This window comes from Pseudomonas sp. FSO-7, assembly GCF_059579345.1.
On record NZ_CM184193.1, the window covers coordinates 5,234,871 to 5,257,685 of the forward strand.

Annotated in this window: 17 protein-coding genes; 8 read left to right on the forward strand and 9 right to left on the reverse strand. The window is 61.8% G+C overall.

Annotation, left to right across the window (positions count from 1 at the left end):
- Window positions 1-3 precede the first annotated feature (3 nt).
- The 5 genes from AC515T_RS22870 (at window position 4) to AC515T_RS22890 (ending at window position 6,387) form a co-directional block, all read left to right on the forward strand.
- A complete protein-coding gene (locus AC515T_RS22870) occupies window positions 4-1,770 on the forward strand; it encodes a sensor histidine kinase (RefSeq protein ID WP_496530125.1) in 1,767 nt (588 codons plus the stop codon).
- The gene (locus AC515T_RS22875) at window positions 1,763-3,088 is read left to right on the forward strand and encodes a sigma-54-dependent transcriptional regulator (protein WP_496530126.1); all 1,326 of its coding nucleotides are present in this window, start codon (window positions 1,763-1,765) and stop codon (window positions 3,086-3,088) included. Before AC515T_RS22870 ends, AC515T_RS22875 begins: the two co-directional genes overlap by 8 nt.
- A gap of 421 nt (window positions 3,089-3,509) precedes the next feature.
- Complete coding sequence (locus AC515T_RS22880; RefSeq protein ID WP_496530127.1) at window positions 3,510-4,829, forward strand: MFS transporter; 1,320 nt, start codon at window positions 3,510-3,512, stop codon at window positions 4,827-4,829.
- Between the two features lie 409 nt (window positions 4,830-5,238).
- Complete coding sequence (locus AC515T_RS22885) at window positions 5,239-5,598, forward strand: hypothetical protein (RefSeq protein WP_496530128.1); 360 nt, start codon at window positions 5,239-5,241, stop codon at window positions 5,596-5,598.
- Between the two features lie 168 nt (window positions 5,599-5,766).
- Complete coding sequence (locus AC515T_RS22890; protein WP_413792414.1) at window positions 5,767-6,387, forward strand: flavin reductase family protein; 621 nt, start codon at window positions 5,767-5,769, stop codon at window positions 6,385-6,387.
- Window positions 6,388-6,518: 131 nt separating this feature from the next.
- Here the strand turns inward: AC515T_RS22890 and AC515T_RS22895 are convergent, their stop codons facing one another.
- Window positions 6,519-6,752, reverse strand: coding sequence for a hypothetical protein (locus tag AC515T_RS22895; protein ID WP_496533180.1), 234 nt, complete (start codon window positions 6,750-6,752; stop codon window positions 6,519-6,521).
- Window positions 6,753-6,795: 43 nt separating this feature from the next.
- Window positions 6,796-7,149 (reverse strand): putative quinol monooxygenase, encoded by a 354-nt coding sequence (locus AC515T_RS22900; RefSeq protein ID WP_496530129.1) that lies wholly within the window; start codon window positions 7,147-7,149, stop codon window positions 6,796-6,798.
- 327 nt (window positions 7,150-7,476) lie between these two features.
- On the opposite strand from AC515T_RS22900, the gene AC515T_RS22905 reads away from it, so the two are divergent.
- Window positions 7,477-8,406, forward strand: coding sequence for an AraC family transcriptional regulator (locus tag AC515T_RS22905; RefSeq protein WP_496530130.1), 930 nt, complete (start codon window positions 7,477-7,479; stop codon window positions 8,404-8,406).
- Window positions 8,407-8,560: 154 nt separating this feature from the next.
- Here AC515T_RS22905 and AC515T_RS22910 read toward each other — a convergent pair whose 3' ends face one another.
- From AC515T_RS22910 to AC515T_RS22935, 6 genes are all read right to left on the reverse strand, one after another.
- A complete protein-coding gene (locus AC515T_RS22910) occupies window positions 8,561-9,616 on the reverse strand; it encodes an ABC transporter ATP-binding protein (RefSeq protein ID WP_496530131.1) in 1,056 nt (351 codons plus the stop codon).
- A gap of 15 nt (window positions 9,617-9,631) precedes the next feature.
- A complete protein-coding gene (locus AC515T_RS22915) occupies window positions 9,632-10,480 on the reverse strand; it encodes an ABC transporter permease (RefSeq protein WP_496530132.1) in 849 nt (282 codons plus the stop codon).
- Complete coding sequence (locus AC515T_RS22920) at window positions 10,477-11,385, reverse strand: ABC transporter permease (RefSeq protein ID WP_496530133.1); 909 nt, start codon at window positions 11,383-11,385, stop codon at window positions 10,477-10,479. Before AC515T_RS22920 ends, AC515T_RS22915 begins: the two co-directional genes overlap by 4 nt.
- A 455-nt stretch (window positions 11,386-11,840) precedes the next feature.
- Window positions 11,841-12,944 carry an ABC transporter substrate-binding protein gene (locus AC515T_RS22925; protein ID WP_496530134.1) on the reverse strand — a complete coding sequence of 368 codons (1,104 nt, stop codon included), beginning with the start codon at window positions 12,942-12,944 and terminating at the stop codon, window positions 11,841-11,843.
- 215 nt (window positions 12,945-13,159) lie between these two features.
- Complete coding sequence (locus tag AC515T_RS22930; protein ID WP_496530135.1) at window positions 13,160-14,608, reverse strand: aldehyde dehydrogenase family protein; 1,449 nt, start codon at window positions 14,606-14,608, stop codon at window positions 13,160-13,162.
- Complete coding sequence (locus AC515T_RS22935; protein WP_496533181.1) at window positions 14,605-16,242, reverse strand: 5-guanidino-2-oxopentanoate decarboxylase; 1,638 nt, start codon at window positions 16,240-16,242, stop codon at window positions 14,605-14,607. The genes AC515T_RS22930 and AC515T_RS22935 overlap by 4 nt, the downstream gene beginning before the upstream one ends.
- Before the next feature lie 147 nt (window positions 16,243-16,389).
- Between AC515T_RS22935 and AC515T_RS22940 the strand changes: the two genes are divergently transcribed.
- Window positions 16,390-17,271, forward strand: a complete 882-nt coding sequence (locus AC515T_RS22940) for a LysR substrate-binding domain-containing protein (RefSeq protein ID WP_496530136.1) — start codon at window positions 16,390-16,392, stop codon at window positions 17,269-17,271.
- 231 nt (window positions 17,272-17,502) lie between these two features.
- Here the strand turns inward: AC515T_RS22940 and AC515T_RS22945 are convergent, their stop codons facing one another.
- Window positions 17,503-18,522 carry an alpha/beta fold hydrolase gene (locus AC515T_RS22945; RefSeq protein WP_496530137.1) on the reverse strand — a complete coding sequence of 340 codons (1,020 nt, stop codon included), beginning with the start codon at window positions 18,520-18,522 and terminating at the stop codon, window positions 17,503-17,505.
- Window positions 18,523-18,814: 292 nt separating this feature from the next.
- Here AC515T_RS22945 and AC515T_RS22950 point away from each other — a divergent pair, with 292 nt between their 5' ends.
- Window positions 18,815-22,801 carry a hypothetical protein gene (locus tag AC515T_RS22950; protein WP_496530138.1) on the forward strand — a complete coding sequence of 1,329 codons (3,987 nt, stop codon included), beginning with the start codon at window positions 18,815-18,817 and terminating at the stop codon, window positions 22,799-22,801.
- Window positions 22,802-22,815 lie beyond the last annotated feature (14 nt).

Genomic DNA, 22,815 nt, shown 5'->3' on the forward strand with positions numbered 1-22,815 from the left:
TGCATGCTGCCGACTCCCCGCACCTTGCGCCTGCTCCTTGCCATTGCGCTGATCCTCATCGGCGCCGCCCTTGCCGCCAGCCTGGCTGTGCGCCACGCCGAACGCGCGGCCCTGGACGAAGACGCCAACCGCGCGAGCCAGCAACTGGCGCTGTATGCCAACTCGCTACACACCTTGATCGAACGCTATCGCGCCTTGCCCGCCGTACTGGCGCTGGACCCGGAGTTGCGTGACGCCCTCAAGGGGCCGGTCAGCCCGGCGCAACAGGACACGTTGAACCGCAAGCTGGAGAAGATCAACGGCGCCGCGCAGTCCTCGACACTGGAGTTGCTCGACCACACCGGCCAGGCAATCGCCGCCAGCAACTGGCGGTTGCCCAGCAGCTACGTCGGCCACAACTATGGCTTTCGCCCCTATTTTCTCCAGACCCGCACCCAGGGCACCGGGCGGTTTTATGCGGTGGGCGTGACCAGCGGCATCCCGGGGTACTTCCTCTCCAGCGCCGTGACCGGCGACAACGGCGAGTTCCTTGGCGCGATGGTGGTGAAGCTGGAGTTTCCGGAGCTGGAGCGCGAGTGGCGCCAAGGCAGCGACACCCTGCTGGTCAGCGATGCCCGGGGGATCATCTTCATCGCCAATCGTCCGGGCTGGCGCTATCGCCACTTGCAGCCGCTGACCGACAGCGACCGCGCCGAGCTCAAGGCCACCCGCCAATACGACAAACAACCGTTGCAACCCCTGGCCTTTGAGCCGCTACGACGCTTCGATGACAACAGCCATCTGGCCCGGGTCGAGGCCCCCGATGGTTCGACGGACTACCTATGGGAATCCTTGCCGTTGACCGCCGAAGGCTGGACCCTGCATTTGCTGCGCCGCCCCCAGGTCGCCTTCGAAGACCTGCGCAACGCCGGGCTCGCCGCCGCCGGACTATGGCTGGCGCTGGTGTTCCTGTTGCTGTTTCTCAACCAGCGCTGGCGCCTGGCGAAACTGCGCCAGCGCAGCCGTCAGGAACTCGAACGACTGGTGGACGAACGCACCCGCGAACTGCGTACCGCCCAGGACGGCCTGGTGCAATCGGCCAAACTGGCAGCGTTGGGGCAGATGTCGGCGGCCCTGGCCCATGAAATCAACCAACCCTTGACCGCCCAGCGCATGCAACTGGCAACCCTGCGCTTGCTGCTGGATCACGGTCGGGTCGATGACGCCTACAAGGCCCTCAAGCCGGTGGACGACATGCTGACCCGCATGGCCGCCCTCACCGGCCACCTGAAGACGTTTGCCCGCAAAAGCCCCAGCGGCCTGCGCGAACGCCTGGACCTGGCGGCGGTGGTGGACCAGGCATTGCAACTGCTGGAGACGCGCCTGCGGGACGAAAACATCAGCACCGTGCTGCATCTGACCCGTCCGGCGTGGGTGCGCGGCGATGCGATCCGCCTCGAACAGGTGTTGATCAACCTGCTGCGCAACGCCCTCGACGCCATGGCCGGCCAACCCGTCAAGCGCCTGGAAGTGCGCCTGGAGGCCGATGAACAATTGTGGCGCCTGAGCGTCAGCGACAGCGGCACCGGGATCGCCGAGGAACATCTGGCCCAGGTATTCGACCCCTTCTTCACCACCAAGGCCGTGGGCGATGGCCTGGGCCTCGGGCTGGCGGTTTCCTTTGCGATCATCCATGAGTCTGGCGGGCGGCTGACAGCGGACAACCATGAAAACGGCGCGGTATTCTGCGTGACCTTGCCCATCGATCAGGAGGCTCAACAGCATGCTTGATTCAGTCATGGTCGTGGATGACGAAGGCAGCATTCGCAGTGCCGTCGAGCAATGGTTGAGCCTGTCGGGGTTCCAGGTGCAGCTGTTCAGCCGCGCCGACGAATGCCTGGCCCGCTTGCCGGAGCATTTCCCCGGGGTGATCCTCAGCGACGTGCGCATGCCCGGCCTCAGCGGCCTGGAGCTGCTGGCCGAGGTACGCCGCCGCGACCCGGACCTGCCGGTGATCCTGTTGACCGGCCACGGTGACGTGCCCATGGCTGTCGAGGCCATGCGCGACGGGGCCTACGACTTCCTGGAAAAACCCTTCAGCCCCGAAGCCCTGCTGGGCAGCCTGCGCCGGGCCCTGGACAAGCGCACCCTGGTCCTGGAAAACCGCCGCTTGCATGAACAGGCCGACGCTCGCGCCCGCCTCGATGGCACGCTGCTGGGGGTTTCCCGTGCATTGCAAAACCTGCGGCGCCAAGTGCTGGACCTGGCGGCACTGCCGGTCAACGTGTTGATCCGCGGCGAAACCGGCAGCGGCAAGGAACTGGTCGCCCGCTGCCTGCACGACTTCGGCCCGAGAGCCCGCAAACCTTTCGTGGCGTTGAATTGCGCGGCGATTCCCGAGCCGCTGTTCGAAGCGGAGCTGTTCGGGCATGAAAGCGGCGCCTTCACCGGCGCCCAGGGCAAGCGCATCGGCAAGCTCGAATACGCCGACGGCGGCACGCTGTTTCTCGATGAAATAGAAAGCATGCCCCTGGCCCAGCAAGTCAAGTTGCTGCGGGTGTTGCAGGAACAGAAGCTCGAACGCCTGGGTTCCAACCAGAGCATCCAGGTGGACCTGCGCATCATCGCCGCCACCAAGCCCGACCTGCTGGACGAAGCCCGGGCCGGGCGTTTTCGCGAAGACCTGGCCTATCGCCTGAACATCGCCGAGCTGCGCCTGCCGCCGCTGCGAGAACGGCGCGAGGACATTCCCTTGCTGTTCGAACACTTCACTCACAACGCCGCCGAACGCCTGGGCCGCCCCGCCGCGCCCCTGAGCGGCCCGCAGTTGAGTCATCTGCTCAGCCACGACTGGCCGGGCAATGTGCGAGAACTGGCCAACGTCGCCGAACGCCAGGTGTTGGGCCTGGATCAACTGCCCGCCCTGGAGGCGGAGCCGGGCCAGTCCCTCGCGGCCCAGCAGGAAGCCTTCGAAGCCCACTGCCTGCGCGCCGCCCTGACGCGACACAAAGGCGATGTGAAAGCCGTGCTCGAAGAACTGCAACTGCCACGCCGCACCTTCAATGAAAAGATGCAGCGGCATGGGTTGAGTCGGGAGATGTTTTTGTAAGGCCCGCTGAATTTGCTGTGTCTGTACCGGCCCCATCGCGAGCAGGCTCGCTCCCACAAGGTCATGTGTACGCCGGACTATTTGTGGGAGCGGGCTTGCTCGCGAAGGCGTCGGCTCAGTCGATATTGAGTGGGCTGACACACCGCTTTCGCGAGCAAGCCCGCTGCCACAGGGTCATCTGTACACCGGCCAAAATGTGGGAGCGAGCTTGCTCGCGATAGGGCCGCCACAGACGAAGAATCTCTCCCTGCATAAGCGGATTCCCGCCCACACCCCCAACCATAATGAGCGGATTTCCGCTCACGCCACACGATAGCCCCCTCTAAACCGGCCCTCCGCCACCTGGCACAGCTCCTGCTATAGCCCTGCTAGGCTGCGTTCCCACGCGCTCCACAAAAACAATTAAACGAAGGATCCTTCAATGGATAACTCCAACGCCCTGCCCCTTGGGTCGGCTGCCGTGCCCGCCCGTGAAAGAACCACCGCCAGCCGGATCAAATCGATCTTCAGCGGCTCGGTCGGCAACATGGTCGAGTGGTATGACTGGTACGTCTACGCCGCTTTCTCGTTGTACTTCGCCAAAGTCTTCTTCCCCAAGGGCGACACCACCGCCCAATTGCTCAACACCGCCGCGATCTTCGCCGTGGGCTTCCTGATGCGCCCGATCGGCGGGTGGTTGATGGGCCTGTACGCTGACCGCGCCGGGCGCAAACGTGCGTTGATGGCCTCGGTGTACCTGATGTGCTTCGGCTCGCTCATCATCGCCTTGAGCCCGAGCTACGAAACCATCGGCGTCGGCGCGCCGATCCTGCTGGTGTTTGCCCGTCTGCTCCAAGGCCTGTCGGTAGGTGGCGAGTACGGCACCTCGGCGACCTACCTGAGCGAGATGGCGACCAAGGAACGTCGTGGCTTCTTCTCCAGCTTCCAGTACGTGACCCTGATCTCCGGCCAGCTCATCGCCCTGGGCGTGCTGATCGTGCTGCAACAATTCCTCAGCACCGAACAGCTGTACGCCTGGGGCTGGCGCATCCCGTTCGCCATCGGCGCGCTGTGTGCGGTGGTGGCGCTGTACCTGCGTCGCGGCATGGAAGAAACCGAGTCGTTCACCAAGAAAGAGAAGTCCAAGGAAAGCGCCATGCGCACCTTGATGCGCCACCCCAAGGAACTGATGACCGTGGTCGGCCTGACCATGGGCGGCACGCTGGCGTTCTACACCTACACCACCTACATGCAGAAATACCTGGTGAACACCGTCGGCATGAGCATTTCCGACTCCACCACCATTTCCGCCGCCACACTGTTCCTGTTCATGTGCCTGCAGCCGGTGATCGGCGGGCTGTCGGACAGGATCGGTCGCCGGCCGATCCTGATCGCCTTCGGCATCCTCGGCACCCTGTTCACCGTGCCGATCCTCACCACCCTGCACACCATCCAGACCTGGTGGGGCGCGTTCTTCCTGATCATGGCCGCGCTGATCATCGTCAGCGGCTACACCTCGATCAACGCCGTGGTGAAAGCCGAGCTGTTCCCCACCGAAATCCGCGCCCTGGGCGTCGGCCTGCCCTACGCGCTGACCGTGTCGATCTTCGGCGGCACCGCTGAATACATCGCCCTGTGGTTCAAGAGCATCGGCATGGAAACCGGCTACTACTGGTACGTGACGGCCTGCATCGCCGTGTCGCTGCTGGTGTACATCACCATGAAAGACACCCGCAAGCATTCGCGGATCGTGACTGACTGACAGGGTTCAACCGTCACCGCAACGGTGACTGGGATGGCCCCATCGCGAGCAAGCTCGCTCCCACAGGTTTTGCGCCAGGCCGCAACCCTGTGGGGGTGAGCTTGCTCGCGATAGCTTACGAAGCTTGCCCCATACGCCCTCGGCGATCTCCGCAACATCCCCCCGCCAGCAATCTCCCCGAAGCCCAACCACGATTAATCACCCGTTAATGCTGCCATTGCACCCTGGGCTTACCTGATCGATGACTTGCGCGACGTTCGCTCCGACGATGGAAGCGATTGAATACGCCGCCCTTAATATCTAGTTAATCGATTGTTTTTAGCATTATTTTGCGCTTTTCAATCAATTTAGTTGGCGTAGCATTTAACCCATGCAAGACACACATCGCCACGAACCCGGAGTGACCACCATGAAAACCAAACTGATCCTCGCCCTGACCCTGTCCGTGCTGGCTGCCAACACCTTCGCCGCTGACGGTTTCGACAAGACCGGTACCGCCTCCTTCGGTGCTAACGCCAGCGCAGCCATCGAACGCAGCCATGCCGGTAGCTACGCCGCCGATGGTTTCGACAAGACCGGCACCGCCGACGCCATCGCCGCTGACGGTTTCGACAAGACCGGCACCGCCGACGCCATCGCCGCTGACGGTTTCGACAAGACCGGTACCGCCGACGCCATCGCCGCTGACGGTTTCGACAAGACCGGTACCGCCGATGCCATCGCCGCTGATGGTTTCGACAAGACCGGTACTGCCGAAGCCATTGGTTAATGATTGAACGTCAAAAGATCGCAGCCTTCGGCAGCGCCTACAGGAGCGTATTCAATCTGTAGGCACTGCCGGAGGCTGCGATCTTTTTGGATCAACCAAATCTGGAAATAAACGGCCCAGGCTTGCACTATTGGCCGCCTACGAATGCCCTTCCAGGAAACACACGCCATGCCCGATGACATCCATTTCTACGAACCCGCCAACGGTCACGGCCTGCCACACGATCCATTCAACGCCATTGTCGGCCCGCGCCCCATCGGCTGGATTTCGTCCCAGGATGGCGAAGGTCGCCTGAACCTGGCGCCCTACAGTTTCTTCAACGCCTTCAACTACATTCCACCGATCATTGGGTTCTCCAGCGTCGGGCGCAAAGACAGCCTGAACAACATCGAACAGACCGGCGAATTCGCCTGGAACCTGGCCACCCGCCCGCTCGCCGAGCAGATGAACCAGAGCTGCGCGATGGTCGCGCCAGAGGTCAACGAGTTCGAATTGGCAGGTCTGACGGCCGCCCCGTCACGGGTGATCCAGGTGCCGCGCGTCGCCGAAAGCCCGGTGTCCTTCGAATGCAAGGTCACGCAGATCATTCAATTGCAGCGAGCGGACAAAGGGCTGGTGCCGAGCTGGCTGATCCTCGGCGAAGTGGTCGCCGTGCATATCGCCCAGTGGCTGTTGAAGGATGGGGTGTACGACACCGCCGCCGCCGAGCCGATCTTGCGCGGCGGCGGGCCGGCGGACTATTTCCAGTTGGGGCCTGAGGCGTTGTTCAAGATGCATCGTCCAAAGTAGGGGCAGCGCGATCCCCTGTGGCGAGGGAGCTTGCTCCCGCTGGGCTGCGAAGCGGCCCCTTTTTTGGTGGGTGCTTCGCACCCAAGCGGGAGCAAGCTCCCTCGCCACAAAAGCAACTCCCAAAAGGCTGATTACCAGACCAACCTGCCCTCGTCGTCGACCCCCTGAAGGTGAGTCAACTCGATGGCGGCCGCAACGTCGGCCTCGGTGGCAGTCTTGAAGGTCTGCTCTTCAAGCACCTTGTTGAAACGCGGCGCACCTGAGCCGCCGATGGCCTTGGTGGCAATGGCGGCGTGGTAACCGCCGCCGTCCTTGGGAACAACGGCGGAAACAGCTTCAAAGGTTTCAAAGGCTTTACGTGCCATGTCTTGTGCATCCTGGCGGTGGAAAATGACGCTCATTAAACCTTCAACCGGCCAGTTTGTGTACCTGCGCCCGGCCCCCTTCGGTCGCCTGGGCGGCGGAGACTTCCCGGAAGGTGTGGAAATCCAGGCTGCTCACCACCAGGTCCTGCACCAGCTCGGCGAAAATCGCCATGGCCGGTGAATTGAAGTAGGCGTCCATCGACGACTGGTTGACCCAGAGCCCGGACACCAGCCACAAATCAGCGTCGCATTGCGATTGCTGCAAGGCAAAGTGCAGGCAACCGGGCGCCTGGCGCGAAGGCGCGATCAGCGTGCTCAGGCGTGCCCCCAGTTGCTTGGAGCAACCGCCGCGGGCCCGGACGAAAGCCATGTGGCTGACGGGGATCTGTGTAGTCATGTTCAACCCTCCCAGGTAATCCGTTGTGCAGCCGGGGACAGGCTGCGACAGGATCAAAGGTTAAGCGCCACGCCGCCAGCTTCGTTAGTCGATTCCTGCCGACCCATTGCACAATCCTGCGCACCCGCCGCACAAAATTCGCCATCGATCCCGTTGCAACCCGAGAAGTTGAAACAAAAGGTTTCAAGCAAGTTTCGCTAGCGTTGCACCGTCATGGCCCATTGCGCCGTGCAGGATCAGGCAAGCTTTCAACAGGATGTTGCTACCGCTGCGCCTTGCACAAACATAAGCTTTGCTCATCGCTCCCTATCGCCTGAGGATCCCGGCATGTCGCCACTCGATCACGCCCACGTCCCGCTGGACACGTACCTGGAACAACAGCGCGCCGAACTGGCATCGATCATCGAGCGCAACACCAGCGAAGACGGCAGCTACGCCACGGCCATCGGCTCGCTGCACCTGTCGCGGCACAGCCAGCCGCACAGATTCGCCCCGGTGCTGGCGCAACCGGCGCTGTGCATCATGGCCCAGGGCAGCAAGCAGGTGTGCCTGGCGGACGAGTCGTTCCAATACGACCCGCTCCATTACCTGGTGGTCTCGGTCTCGATGCCGCTCAGTGGCTGCATCACCGACGTTTCGGCCGGCCAGCCGGTCCTGGCCCTGCGCCTGGACATCGACCCCACGGAAATCACCGCGTTGATCGCCGATGCCGGCCCCTTGGGCGTGCCGACCCGCCCCGCCGGGCGCGGGCTGTATGTCGAACGCCTGGACACGCCGATGCTCGACGCCGTACTGCGCCTGACACGGCTGCTGGACACGCCGAAAGACATCGCCATGCTCGCGCCCCTGGTGCGCCGGGAAATCCTCTATCGCCTGTTGCGCAGTCCACAGGGCTATCGGCTGTATGAAATCGCCATCGCCAACAGTCAGAGCCATCGCATCAGCCAGGCGATCAAATGGCTCAACGGCCATTTCGAACAGCCGCTGCGCATCGATGACCTGGCCCGGGAAGTGAACCTCAGCGTCTCGACCCTGCATCACCGCTTCAAGGCCATGACGGCGATGAGCCCGCTGCAATACCAGAAGCAACTGCGTTTACAAGAAGCCCGCCGGCTGATGCTGGCCGAAGGGCTGGAAGCTTCAGCGGCGGGGTACCGGGTGGGTTATGAAAGCCCTTCGCAGTTCAGCCGTGAATACAGCCGGTTGTTTGGTGCGCCGCCGTTGCGGGATCTGGCGCGGTTGCGGATGACCGTTTGAGCTGGGTTTTGTATTGCCTGGGCCGGCCTCATCGCGAGCAAGCTCGCTCCCACATTGGGTCTGTTGTGAACTAAGAATCTGTGTTCACTGAAGATCCCTTGTGGGAGCGGGCTTGCTCGCGAAGAGGCCAGCCGCGGCACTGCACCTTTAGAAATCAGGCACTGAGCAACCGACACGCCTGCGCCGGTATGGTCACTGACACCGCATGCCCGATCCCCAGGTCCATCCCTTGGCAAGGCGTGCTCAGCGCGGTGAACGAAACCCCGGAGCATTCCACCGTGGTCTCGATGGTCGCGCCAATGTCCCGCACAAACGTCACCCTGCCCAGCAACCGGTTACCCGCCGTGGCCTGGGGCGCGGACAGTTGCAGGTCTTCGGGGCGCACCAGCAACTTGACGTTCTCTCCCACCACGACACTGTGGCTGGCTGGCACTTCCAGCGCGTCCCCGCCCGGCAAACCCACTCGCCCATGGCCCAGGGTGATCGCCGGGAAAATGTTGCCGGAGCCGATGAAGTCGGCGACGAATTCATTGGCCGGGTGCCGGTAGATTTCAATCGGCGTACCGACCTGCTGCACCCGATGTTTGCCCAGCACCACCACGATGTCGGCCATGGTCATGGCTTCGCGCTGATCGTGGGTCACCAAGATGGTGGTGATGTTCAGCCGCTGTTGCAGTTGGCGGATTTCCACTTGCATCGATTCGCGCAACTTGGCGTCCAGGGCCGACAGCGGTTCGTCCAGCAGCAGGATTTTCGGCCGGGCGGCAATGGCCCGGGCAATCGCCACTCGCTGACGCTGTCCGCCTGACAGTTTCGCCACGGGTCGGTCGATCATCGCCTGGAGCTGGATCAGTTCCAGCAACTCCACCACCCGAGCCTGTTGCTCGGCCTTGCCCACGCCCCGCAGTTTCAGCGGATAGGCGATGTTCTCGCCGACGGTCATGTGGGGGAACAGCGCCAACGATTGAAACACCATGCCGAAGTTGCGCAGGTGCGCCGGCGTGTGGCCGATGTCTTCGCCATCCAGGCGGATTTCCCCGGCGCTGAGGCTTTCCAGGCCGGCGATCATACGCAGCAGCGTGGTCTTGCCGCAGCCCGATGGTCCGAGGAAACACACCAGCTTGCCCTCGGGCAAATGCAGGTTCACGTCCGTTACCGCGCAGGCCGAGCCGTAGTGTTTCTCGACGTTTTCCAGTATCAGTCCAGTCATGTCTTCACCTCGAAATCAAAAGGAAACGCCGCCTTCGCCCACCAGCTTCTCCAACGCCCAGATCAGCACGAAGTCGATCAGCACGATGAGCACGGCAAACGAAAATACGGTGGGGTCCAGCGACGACACGGTGCGGCTGTACATCCAGATCGGCACGGTCATGACATCGATGGTGTAGAGGAAATAGGTCACGGTGAATTCGTTGAACGAGACAATGAACGCCAGCAGCATCCCGGCGAGAATCCCTGACTTCATCAACGGCACCACCACGTCGATGATGGCCCGGCGCGGTGTCGCCCCGAGCATTCGCGCGGCTTCCTCGACTTCGCTGCCAATGCCGAGCATGGCGGCGGTGCAGTTCTTCACCACGAACGGCAAGGCGAGGATGACGTGAGCGATGACCAGCCTTGAGGTGGTCATCTGGAACGGTAGGCTGTCGAACACCAGCAATAGCGCCAGGCCCAGTACCACCATGGGAAACACCAACGGCAGCGACATCAGTTGCAGCGCCACGGCCTTGCCCCGGAACTCGCAACGAGTCAGCGCATAGGCCGCCGGCACCGCGATCAGCGTGGCGAAAATCATCGTCAGGCAGGCCACCAGTAAACTGGTGCCCATGGCCTGGCCCAGGCTCAGCACATCGCTGGCGTCCGGCGAAACGAAGGTGTGCCAGGCGGCCCGGTACCATTGCAGGCTGTAGCTGCTCGGTGGGAAGTCCAGGTTCGCGGCGCCGCTGAAGGACATGACGATCATGGTCAGGATCGGCAGCACCGCCAGCAACAGGATGAACCCCGACAGCAGCCCCACCGAGCGCCCGGTTTCGCCAGGTAGCAGCGACTGGCGCCTTTTGCTCAACGCGTTCATTGAGAAGCCTCCAGCATCCGCCGACGGCGGCCGGTGAAATATTCGGACAAGGTCATGATCGCCAGCGTGGTGACGATCAGCACCACCCCGGCGGCAGAGGCGGCCGGCCAGTTCATCAACGGGGCGATCTGGTCGTGCACCATCACCGCCAGCATCGGCACCCGTCGACCGCCCAACAGCAGCGGTACAACGAAGCTGCTGGCGTTGTAGGCGAATACCAGCGTCGCGCCGGTGATGATGCCCGGCAGGCTCATGGGCAGCACCACTTGGCGAAACACCTGGAAACGGCTGGCACCGAGGGTGGCGGCGGCCTCTTCATAACTGCGGGCAACACCGCGCATAGCACTGGCGATGGGCAACACGGCCAGGGGGAACGCGGTCTGGACCAGGCCCATCAACACGCCATTCTGGTTGTACAGCAGCATGATCGGACGCTTGATCAGCCCCAGGCCCATGAGCGCCTGGTTGAGCATGCCGGCCGGGCCAAGGATCACCAGCCAGCCGTAGCTTTGCAGCAGCAAGTTGACCAGCAGCGGCAACAGCACCGCCGCCAGGAACACCCGCCGCAACAACGGCGAGGCCAGGCGCGACATGGTGTAGGCCACGGGAATCGCCAACAGCACGGCGATCACCGCGCTGATCAACGCCAGGCGCAGGGTCAGCAGCAGGGACTTGAGGTAATAGGGTTCCAGCAACTGCCCGTAACTGGCGAGGCTGAACCCACTCCACTCCGCGCCCTTAGTGCCAACGCTCATGCGCAGCACCAACAGACTGGCGGCGATCAGCACGCCGAGAAACAACATCGAGGGCGACAGGAAAAGCCAGGCCCGGCTGGTGGGTGAAATACCCCGGGCGGCGCACATGGGCGCAACACGCTGCGGATGGGTTAACGGTTGGTGTTCCATGGCAAGGTCTCGTCAGTGGAAAACGACAGAACAAACACAACTTCAAATCCACTCAATCGCGGTAGGAGCAAGGCACAGTGAACATCTCCATCGACTGAACCACCGCTATCGCGAGCAAGCTCGCTCCCACCGTGGATCTGCGGTGGTCACAGAATCCATGCCCCCCCCCGATTCCTGTGGGGGCGAGCTTGCTCGCGATGGCGGCGGCACAGGCGACATCCCCGCCAACTGACCCGCCGCTATCGCGAGCAAGCTCGCTCCCACCGTGGATCTGCGATGGTCACAGAATCCATGCCCCCCCGATTCCTGTGGGAGCGAGCTTGCTCGCGATGGCGGCGGCACAGGCGACATCCCCGCCAACTGACCCACCGCTATCGCGAGCAAGCTCGCTCCCACCGTGGATTTCGGGTGCTCACAAATGTCCTGTACACCTCAATCTCCTGTGGGAGTTCGAATCAGGAAGAGAAGATTTCCGTGTACCGGCGAATCCACTGGTCATGCACCGTCGCCAGGAACGCGTTGTCGTGCATGATCGCCTTGTCGGCGATTTGCTCCGGGGTGAGGATGTAGGGGCTCTTGCGTGCTTCGGCGGAGATGATGGCCTTGGCGTTGACCGGGCCGTTGAAGATGTCTTCGGCCATCTTGCCCTGCACCAGCGGGTCGAGGGAGTGGTCGATGAAGGCGTAGGCCAGGTCGGTGTCGCCAGGGCGGTTTTTCGGCATGACCGAGAGCATCAGGTCGGTGTAGAAACCTTCCTTCATGCCAAACGTCGCCCCCAGGCCGTAGGCCGGGTCGCGGATCTGCTTGGGGAAGAACGCCGGCGCGTACAAGCCGCCCATGTCCAGGGAACCGGTGCGAAACAGCTCGGCGATCTGGTTCGGGTTTTCCCCCAGGGTCACCACCCGGTCCTTGAGCTCGGCGAGTTTCTTGAAGCCGGGCTCGATATTATGTTCGTCACCACCGGCCAGCTTGGCGGCAATGATGATCAGGTCCATGGCCTCGGTCCAGTTCGGCGGCGGCAGGAAGATGTTCGGCGCCAGGTCGGCGTCCCACAGGGCGGCATAACTGTCCGGCGCCTGTTTCAGGGTACGGGTGCTGTAGACCAGGCTGTTGCACCACAGCAGATAACCAATGCCATGGCCGCCCGCGCCGGTGCGGTATTGCGCCGGCACATCTGCCAGGTTGGGGATACGGTTGAGGTCGGGTTTCTCCAGCAACCCGGCGGTGGCCAGGCCTTCGGCGCCGACACCGGCCAGGGTGATGATGTCGTATTGCGGCCGATCACCACCGGCCTTGAGCTTGGCGACCATTTCCGAGGTACTGCCGGTACGGTCGGCAATGACCTTGGCCCCGGTCTTGGCCTCGAACGTCGCCGCGATGTTGCGCAACGCCGCCAGCCCGGTGTCATCGGACCAGGTCAGCAGGCGCAGGGTCTTGCCGACGAACCGCGTGTCGCTGGCCCGGGCGCTGATGAAGGGCACGCTCATGGCGGCCGCCGCGACCGATACCACGCTCGCAGTCTTGATGAATTGACGTCTGTTCAGATCATGCTCGCCCATGGAGGACTCCCTTTATTCTTTTAAGTATGAGGTGGGTAAAGCCGTTGCGCCCGCACCCTTCGACGCCGGCCAAAGCCCCGTACTGCAAGGGCTTCACCGTTGTCCAAGGCCATCCTGAGGTCGTGCAAAATCCCTGACTATCGAAAAAAACTCATTGAAGCCATGTTCCTGGCGCATGCCTTTTTTCGAGGCATGCATGGCCCGATAACGTGCCGTCAGACCGCGCGAATGACGTGCTTGACCTCCTGGAACGCCGCCAACCCCCACGGCCCCAACTCGCGACCGAGGCTGCTCTGCTTGTAGCCGCCCCACGCCGCCTGGGGAAAAATCACCTGGGGCGCGTTGATCCACACCAGCCCTGCCTGCAAAGCGTTGGCTACCTGTTCGGCCGCCTCGGTATCACGGCTGACCACACTGGCCACCAGGCCGAAACGGCTGTCGTTGGCCAGGGCGATTGCCTGTTCCTGTGTGGTAAAACGGCGTACGCACAACACCGGCCCGAAGATCTCCTCGCACCACAGCGCACTGTCCAGGGGCACGTCAGTGAAGATTGTCGGCTGTAAAAAAAAGCCGCGCGGCAGGTGCGCAGGGCGCTGGCCACCACACACCAGCGTTGCTCCGGCACTCACGCCACGGTCGATGTGCCCCAACACCCGCTGGTATTGCGCCTGGTTGACCAGCGCGCCCATCTCCACGTCCGGGTCGAACGGGTCGGCCACACGGATCGCCTCGGCGCGGGCCTTGAGCTGTCGCAGGAACTCATCGGCCAACTCATCGGCCACCAGTACACGGCTGGTGGCTGAACACATCTGCCCGGCATTGAAGAAACCGCCGCCGCAGGCCAATTCCACCGCCAGGTCCAGGTCGGAATCGGCCAGCACCAGCAACGAGGATTTACCGCCCAGTTCCAGGCTTACGCCCTTTACCGTTTCCGCCGCCCGCTGCATCACCTGCACGCCCACCGCGTTGCTGCCGGTGAAGGAAATTTTCGCCACGCGCGGGTCCGCCGCCAGCGGCGCCCCGACGGCCAGGCCGGTGCCGCAGACCAGGTTGAACACCCCGTGCGGCAAGCCGCAGCCAGCGATAATCGCTGCCAGTTCCAGCTCCGGCAACGGCGTGACCTCCGAAGGCTTGAGCACCACGCAACAGCCGGCGGCCAGGGCCGGGGCAAGTTTCCAGGCGGTGGTGACCATCGGAAAATTCCACGGCACGATCAGCCCGACCACACCGCAGGGTTCGCGGCGCAGGCGTGCGTTGAAATCATCGCTGGGCAAGGCCAGCGGCTGGTCCTGCCGGGCGTCGAGGCCTTCGGCCAGTTCGGCGTAATACTCAAAAGTGGCGACCACGTCGTCAACATCGATGGCGGCTTCGAACAGCGGCTTGCCGTTGTTGCTCGATTGCAATTGCATCAACCGCTCGCGACCGGCCCGCACCCCGGCGGCGATACGGCGCAGGATCGCGGCACGCTCGGCGCCCGTGGTGTTTGACCAGTGCATGAAAGCCTGGGTCGCCGCGTTCAACGCCTGATCGACGGCGCGCTCATCGCCGCCATACACCGTGGTCAGCAATGCCTCGGTTGCCGGATTGATCACCCGCAGCGATTGGTCACCGGCTGACCATTTTCCGTTGATGTACAGCCCGTCTCGCGTGGTGAGAGCGCTCATTTCGACACCTCTGCCATCCAGCGTGCCTGGTCGATTTCGATCAGGGTTGGGCCTTGCCGATCACTGGCAGCGAGTAATGCACCGCGCAGTTGCTCCACGCCGTCGATGGCCTGCGCCGCGCAGCCCAGCGCCTTGGCAACACCGACGAAATCCGGGGTGTAGATGTCCACGCCCACCGGCTCGATGGCGCGGTTGACCATGTATTTCTTGATCTCTTCGTAGCCCTGGTTATTCCACAGCAGCACGATCACCGGCGTGCGTGCCTCCACGGCGCTGGCCAGTTCCGGCAGGGTGAACTGCAGGCCGCCATCACCGATCAGGCACACCACCGGCGGGCGTCCCTGGCCCAGGTCCGTACCGCCGAGCCAGGCACCGATGGCCGCCGGCAACGCATAGCCGAGGGTGCCGTAGCCGGTCGACGAGTTGAACCAGCGGCGCGGCTGCTCCGGGTTGAAGGTCAGGTTGCCGGTGTACACCGGTTGAGTGGAGTCGCCGACGAACACCGCGTCGGGCAGCGCCTGCAAAACCGTGTCGAGGAACAAGGTCTGGGCGCGAGTCGTGGTGTCCCAGCTTTGCTCAAGGTCCGCGCGCAATCGGGCGACACGCACCGGGCCCCACTCGTTGCGGCGCTCGGCCAAGGGTTGCGCGTTCAGCGTGTCGAGCAAGGCTCGGGCAGCCGTGCGAGCGTCGGCCACCAGCGCCAAGCGTGGTGGATAGTTGCGCACGGTCTGGTCGGGGTCGATGTCGATGCGCAGCAACGCACCGGGGATCTCGAAGCCGCCGGCAAAGGTGATGTCGTAGTCGGTCTCGGCCAGTTCGGTGCCGATGGCCAGCACCACATCGGCCTCGGCCACCAATGCGCGGGTGGCGTCCAGGCTCTGGGTGGAGCCGATCAACAGGGGGTGCCGGGACGGCAACATGCCCTTGGCATTGATGGTCAACGCCACCGGCGCGCCGAGGCGTTCGGCCAGTTCGGTCAATTCGGCCACCGCGTCAATGGCCCCGCCACCGGCCAGGATCAGAGGCCGCCGAGCCGTCGCCAGCAGGTCGGCCATTTGTTTCACCGCACCCGGTGCGGCACCGGCGCGGCTGATGTTCACCGGCGCGCTGGCGAGCAAGGCATCGGCGTCTTCGACCAAAACGTCCAGCGGAATTTCAATGTGCACCGGCCGTGGGCGTCCGGCCTGGAACAGCGCGAATGCCCGGGCCAGCACACCGGGCAACTCGGCGGCGGACATCAACGTGTGGGAAAACGCCGCGACACCGCCCACCAGTGCTGACTGGTTCGGCAGTTCATGCAGCTTGCCGCGTCCACCGCCCAACTGGCTGCGCGACTGTACGCTGGAGATCACCAGCATCGGGATCGAATCGGCGTAGGCCTGACCCATGGCGGTGGTGATGTTGGTCATGCCGGGGCCGGTGATGATGAAACACACGCCGGGCTTGCCGCTGACACGGGCGTAACCGTCGGCCATGAAGCCTGCGCCTTGCTCATGACGCGGCGTCACATGGCGGATGCTGGAACGGGCCAGCCCACGGTACAGCTCGACGGTGTGCACGCCGGGGATACCGAACACCTGCTCCACGCCATAACCTTCGAGTAACTTGACCAACACTTCGCCGCACGTCGCCATTGCCATTGCCCTTTTTTCTTGTCTTGGACCAAGCCCCGCGGGGCCTTTTTTTGTCCTGGGAATGGCGTTATTGAACGGTCAGCCCATAGCGGCAACAATGGATAAAAAGTCATACTAGCCATGTCCTCACGTCATGGCTGGATCCAAATGAAACGACTTCCCCCGCTCCCGGCGCTGCACACGTTTCTGATCACGGCCCAATGCTGCAACTTCACCCGTGCCGCCGAACAGCTGCACATCACCCAGGGCGCGGTGAGCCGGCAGATCGCCGGGCTGGAAGATCATTTAGGTTATGCATTGTTTCTGCGCCAGGCGCGGGGCCTGAGCCTGACCGCCGAGGGCCAGGCGTGGCTGCCACGGGTGCAGCAGGTGTTCAGCCTGATCGGCGAAGCGGTCGAGCAAGTCGGCGAAAAGCGCCAGACCCTGCAACTCAAGGCCCCGACCTGCGTGATGCGCTGGTTGCTGCCGCGCCTGCTGCAATGGCAAAAGGAACGCCCGGATGTGCCGGTGGAACTGACCACCACGGTCCGGCACGGCGTGGATTTCCAGCGCGAAGCTTTCGACGCCGCGGTGGTCTATGGCCCGCCACCCGACAGTACGCTGGCGTGCCTGCACCTGTTCGATGAACAACTGACGCCGGTGTGCTCGCGTCCGATGCTTGAAGGCCCGGTGCCGCTGGGTGAACCCGCCGACCTGCAACACCATTTGTTGCTTCACCCCACCGCGGACGAACGCGACTGGAAGGCCTGGCTGGCGGCGGCGGATGTGCGCTTGAGCAACGTCAGCAAGGGCCAGCATTTCGAAACCCTGGACCTGGCGATGTCCATGGCGTCCCAGGGCACGGGCGTGGCGATTGGCGACTGGTCGTTGATCGGTGACGACCTGAGCGCCGGCCGGCTGGTGATGCCGTTCGAGCTGAAGGTCAAGACCGGGCTGGGCTATCACCTGGTGCACCCGCGCAAGCCCGAGACTTCGGGGTCGTTGCAGGAGTTGATGGGGTGGTTGGTGGAGCAGGCTCAAGCGCGGTAGAGGCTGACCCTCCCCCTTCAAAGGTGAATGAAACTGTGGCGAGGGAGCTTGCTCCCGCTGGGTTGCGCTGTAGGAGCTGCCGAAGGTTGCGATCTTTTGATCTTGATCTTCGCTCTCGATTCAATTGCCAGGGGAAAGATCGCAGCCTCGCTTCGCTCGACAGCTCCTACAGGCCCAGCGGGAGCAAGCTCCCTCGCCACAAAAGCTCAGGCCTTTAAAAAGAAGGTGCTATCAGAGCAGATTCGGCGCCTGCGCCGGCTCGATCTGTGCCCAATGGGACGTGTCTTCGCGGTGCTGCTGCAGATACGGCAACACCGCCCCCAGCAACGGCGCCTTGAACGCGTCCTGGAAGCGATGGGCCAGGCCGGGGATCAGCTTCAATTGGCTGCCTTGGATGTGCGCCGCCAAGTGCACGCCGTGCATCACCGGCAGCAACGGGTCGGCGGTGCCGTGGACGACCAGGGTCGGTACCCGCAGTTGATTGAGCAGGGCCACCCGGCTTGGCTCGGCCATGATCGCCATGATCTGGCGCTTCACGCCCTCGGGGTTGAAGGCCCGGTCATAGGCCACGGCGGCCTGATGCAGCAAGGCCTGTCGATCGTCCACCACCACCGGGCTGCCCAACGCGGCCAGCAGATCGGCCTGCTGTTCAAGGGCCATTTCGCGATTCGGCGCACCGCGCCGGGACAACAGTTGCACCAGCCTTTCGCTGGGCGCGGGCAAGCCTGCGGCACTGGAACTGGTCATGATCAGGGTCAGGCTTTCAACCCGCTCCGGCGCCATGGCCGCCATGTGCTGGGCGATCATCCCGCCCATGCTCACGCCCAGTACATGGAAGCTTTGCACCTGCAACGCGTCCATCAGCCCCAGCCCGTCGTCGGCCATGTCGGTCAGGGTATACGGCGCGGCCACGGGCAAGCCGAGTTTGTAGCGCAGGGCTTCAAAGGTCAGGTTGGCGCTGCCGGGCGCCTGGCGCCAGGTGGACAACCCCACGTCCCGATTGTCGTAACGGATCACCCGGAAACCTTGTTCGCACAGGGCAACCACCACTTCGTCCGGCCAATGGATCAACTGCCCGCCCAGGCCCATCACCAACAGCAATGCCGGATCCGAGGCACGGCCAATGCTCTGGTAGGCCAGGCTGACCTGATCCAGATCGACCCGTTGGGTCGCAACATTGACATCACAACGAGAAGCCGCCATCGACGGCAGGCCGAAAAACAACGCGGCCAGGAAAATAAGTACACGCATGAAGAAACACCGAAACGCAGAACCCCAGTAGAGCGCGAGTCTGATGAAGTTTGTTCAAGCGCGCTGCCACAGTTACGTGACAGTTTGATGAAGATTGCCGAGCGGTTGCTTGAAGCCATGTAGACAACGCTGTGGCGAGGGAGCTTGCTCCCGCTGGGCCACGGCAAGCCTCGACCATTCATCGCATCGCCTTCCCACCTGTCAGACCTGACAGTAGCCAGCCACCGCCGACGCGCTTTAACTACTGCTAACGCAAACCACGTCCGGCCTTGCGATGAAATGGAGCGCGATCATGAGCCTGTATGCGCAGGTCCGAGGAACACCGGCTGTGGCGCCGTTGGCGGCCATAAGCATTCCCGATGCCATCGCCTTGGACAAGGGAATTGCAGGAGTCAATCGGGCGCTGCTCAAGGCTGATTGTTCGGGCTTACCTATCCATGTTCCATCCAGCCATTGGGTGAAGGGTGACAAGGTAGACGTTTATTTTTCCGGCGTCCCTTCGCCTGTCCTCTCATGGGTGGTACCCCTGGACCATGACACCAACAAGCCGCTGTCGTGCTTCGTTGATCCCCAACAAATTCCGGAGGGTTTTAGCGAGCTGTTCTATCGAGTCAATGGCGCAGAGTCGGCACACTTGGCAGTGCTGGTCAGGAAGCGTTCGCCTGGGGGTGAAGATCCGGCGCCACAACTTCCCGGTCATGGTTTGTTAGCCGCACCTCAAACACCTGACGCCGTAATTGATGGCGCCCATGATGTGCCCGTTACTGTTGGCCCGTGGCGAGGGATGCGCGCAGGACACAAAGTGAATCTGCAAATTGCGCGCGGGTGCTTGCCGCATACCGTAAAGCCTGGCGAAGAGGGCCAACCTGTCGTTTTTATTCTGACCAGGGAAATGATTGCCGAACTTGGCAAGTGTGACGTGCTGCTGTTCTACACGTTATGGGATGAAGTGGACAATCCCGCGACAGACCGCTCCCTGACCAGCGTGATCCACGTTCGGCCACCGGCCGGAACGATGGGCGTCGCACTGACTGCCCCGATCATTCTCGACGTGGATCAGGACAACGTCATTGATTTGGGAAAGGCCAGGGAAAGAGATGTAATCGTGGAAGTCGATGTCGCCGCCAATGGCTTGACTGCAGGTCAACAGATCAAGCTCAACTGGCGCGGTGAACCACTCGATGAACTACCACAGCTGTTGACCTGGACACAAACGGTAGGCGAATTGCCAAGTGTAGTTTTCAAAATCAGCCCATCCATGCTTGGCACGTGGGTGGGGAGTTGGGTTTCTGTCACATGGATGCCGACCACAGATGACGGGTTCCTTGCATCGCCAGCGCTTGAGTTTTTACTCATCGATACCTCGAAAACAATACCGTTCGAAACCGTGGATGACTCGATTTTAGATCTCTGGATGCCGATCATCCCTGGACAGGTCGAGCCGGTGGAAGGTGGGATCGCGATGATCGGTATTCCAAAAATGATCTACGACGATAAACCCGACGGCCTGGCGGTCATTATCAATCCCTGGGTGGAGAAGGCCGCCAATGACACGTGCCGGCTGTTTCTCAACGACGAAACAGCACCCGTGGATGTTGATACTGTACTGCCAGGTACGGAACGTGACAGCCTAACGATGCATGTTCCGCCACTAATGCTCATCGATGGTATCAACGAGCTCTTTTACACAGTAGAACGTCCTAGCGGAAACGAGAAACCCAGCGAGCCGGCCCTGACCATGCTCTATCATCAGGTCCGCCCCGGGAACTTCGATCAAGACCCAGTTGCAGAAGGACATTCTGAATTAAAACTGGCGTTTCCTATCCCACAAAACAACGGCATCGATGTGGTGAAAGAGGGGCTGGATGGCACCTTGCAGCAACTGGTCGTGCATTGCCGCTACCCCTTCTGCCGGCTGTACGACCATATCGACATCGACTTCGGCGGACACATCGTTCATTCCAAGGTGCTCTCCGATCAGGCTCCGCCGGTGCCTTCAATCACTCCCACGACGGTGACGGTGATCGTTCCCGCTTCAGAACTGGACAAGATCGAAAATCGCCGTGCCCTGCCAGTCCGATTCATGGTCACCGACCTGATAGAAAACAGCACGGACCCGTCGTCAATCTGGTCGGCGACGACCTACATCGATGTTGATCGCCGAAACGAACGCCTACCAGCACCGATCTTTCGCGAAGACCTCGCTGATGAGAATGACATCGCCAACTTGATCGACCTGGACAAACTTGCCGGGCGTCCGTTGTCGTTGATTGTCAGTACCAATCATCCGTCATACCGGGCCGGCGACGAAGTAAGCGCCATTTTCAAGCATCCTCCCAACGCTGACCACCCAGCGCTAGTGGGTGTCGTCCAAACGGAACTTGGCCAGCCAAAACCTTTGATTTTACAAGTGCCGAACGATTTACTTGTCGCCGGCAGGGAGGTCAGCTGCACTTACGATACAAGGTTCAAGACACTCAATCAGGAAGGCTATTCGAAAACCGCGTTCGCTCAAGTCATCGGTTTCGGCGAACTGCAATTGCCCAACCTGCTCGAGGCCAACGGTACGGGCACGACCCAGATTCTTGCCCCCTTGGATGCGGTTGATGGCGCCACCGTTCGCATTGTCGTCGCTGGTTTACAAAGCACCGATAACATCAAGTTGACGCTTACCGGCACTCCCGGTGCAGGCACTCCGGACCTTGCGCCAGTCCCAGGCGAGATCGACGGCAGCGTTGATATTCCAATTCCTGCATCGGTGATCGCTGCAAACATCGGCAACGGCGTCAATACCACTTTCACGCTCAGATATGAGGTGCTGCGGGGCAACGAAACCTTTCCGTCGGGTACCGTCACCGTGACTGTCACACCACTTCCAGCCAACAGTCTTATTTCGCCCGTGTTCTTCATCAATAATGCCGAACAACTAAACGTGTTGGACTTGAACAGCTTCACAGGTAACGCCGCTATTCGCGCAAAAGTCTGGTCTTTCATAGCCGTTGGACAGCATGTACGCATGGCCTTGGAAGGCAGAACACCGAATAATAGCCCTAGTAACCTGACCATTTGGAACGGCGGCACCAGCAAAGTCAGCATTGAATGGCTCACGAACGGTTTCTATCAAGTCAACGTGGACCGCGCTTACCTCAATACTCTGGGTGATGGGACTCAACTTGTGATCAAGTTCAGCGCATCCTTGGACTTGAGGGACGACGCCAGCACGGATATCGACTTCCCCGACCGTGTGTATCGAGTCGGAGTGGCCGGACAGGCACCGGTCATCACCTCGGTGAAGGCCGGCGAAACAGAAATCCCTCCCGGAGGCGAAACCTCCGAGACTCGGATTATCGTGACCGGCACCGTCACGCCCAGTCGGGAAGTGAACCTCTACGACGGAGCCACGCCGCTAGGCGCCGCGAGCGTAACGGGCACCGTATGGAGCATAGGTCCCATGACGTTCTTGACCGGCCTCCATGCCTTGACCGCGCGCGCCCTGGATGGAACGGAATCGTCCCCGCCACGGCTCTTTACGATCAAGGTCGAGACACAAACACCCACCATCACTGCTGTAACAACAGACGAAGGAAATGTCCCCGTTAACGGAAGTACCTACTACCGAAAAGCAAGTATCACAGGCACAGGCACGGCTGGACAAACTGTAGAGCTGTTGGACAATAACGTTTCTATTGGTCATTTGCCGGTCAACGGCAGCTCGGTGTGGAATATGCCGACCCGACTGTTCAGTGCGACCACTCACACCCTCACCGTGCGCACGACGGACGGCAGCAACAAAAGCTCGACGCGGGTATTTACAGTTGGGGAAGGGCTGTCACTGCATATAGCGAGGTTTTCTCAAAAAGATGAGGGCGGATGGGCTTGGGGCGGTGCAGGAGCGTTGGCCGATCTGTCGTGGGTAGCCTTTCCTGGGCAAAGTTATTACCACATGCTCAATATGACCAACACCGACGCTTCGGCGGGGATATTCCTGGCAAGGACATTTACGGGCCTTACTCCGGGCGCGACGTATCTACTGTCATCAAGCGTCCTTCGCGTGGACAACCTAAACATTGCGCCGCAGCTTCAGCTTGAGACCAGTGCAGGAGATCGATCATCCATCGCTACCCTGTCCATTCGATATCAACCTGTAAGCATACAATTGACATTCGTCGCGAGTGCGCCCGATATGACAATGCACTTCAGAAATTATCAGAACTTGGGCACAGGGAATGATTTTGCAATCGCACATATCCAGATTCAGCGAACACAGCTCCCGTCGTGATATGAGGAAAAAGG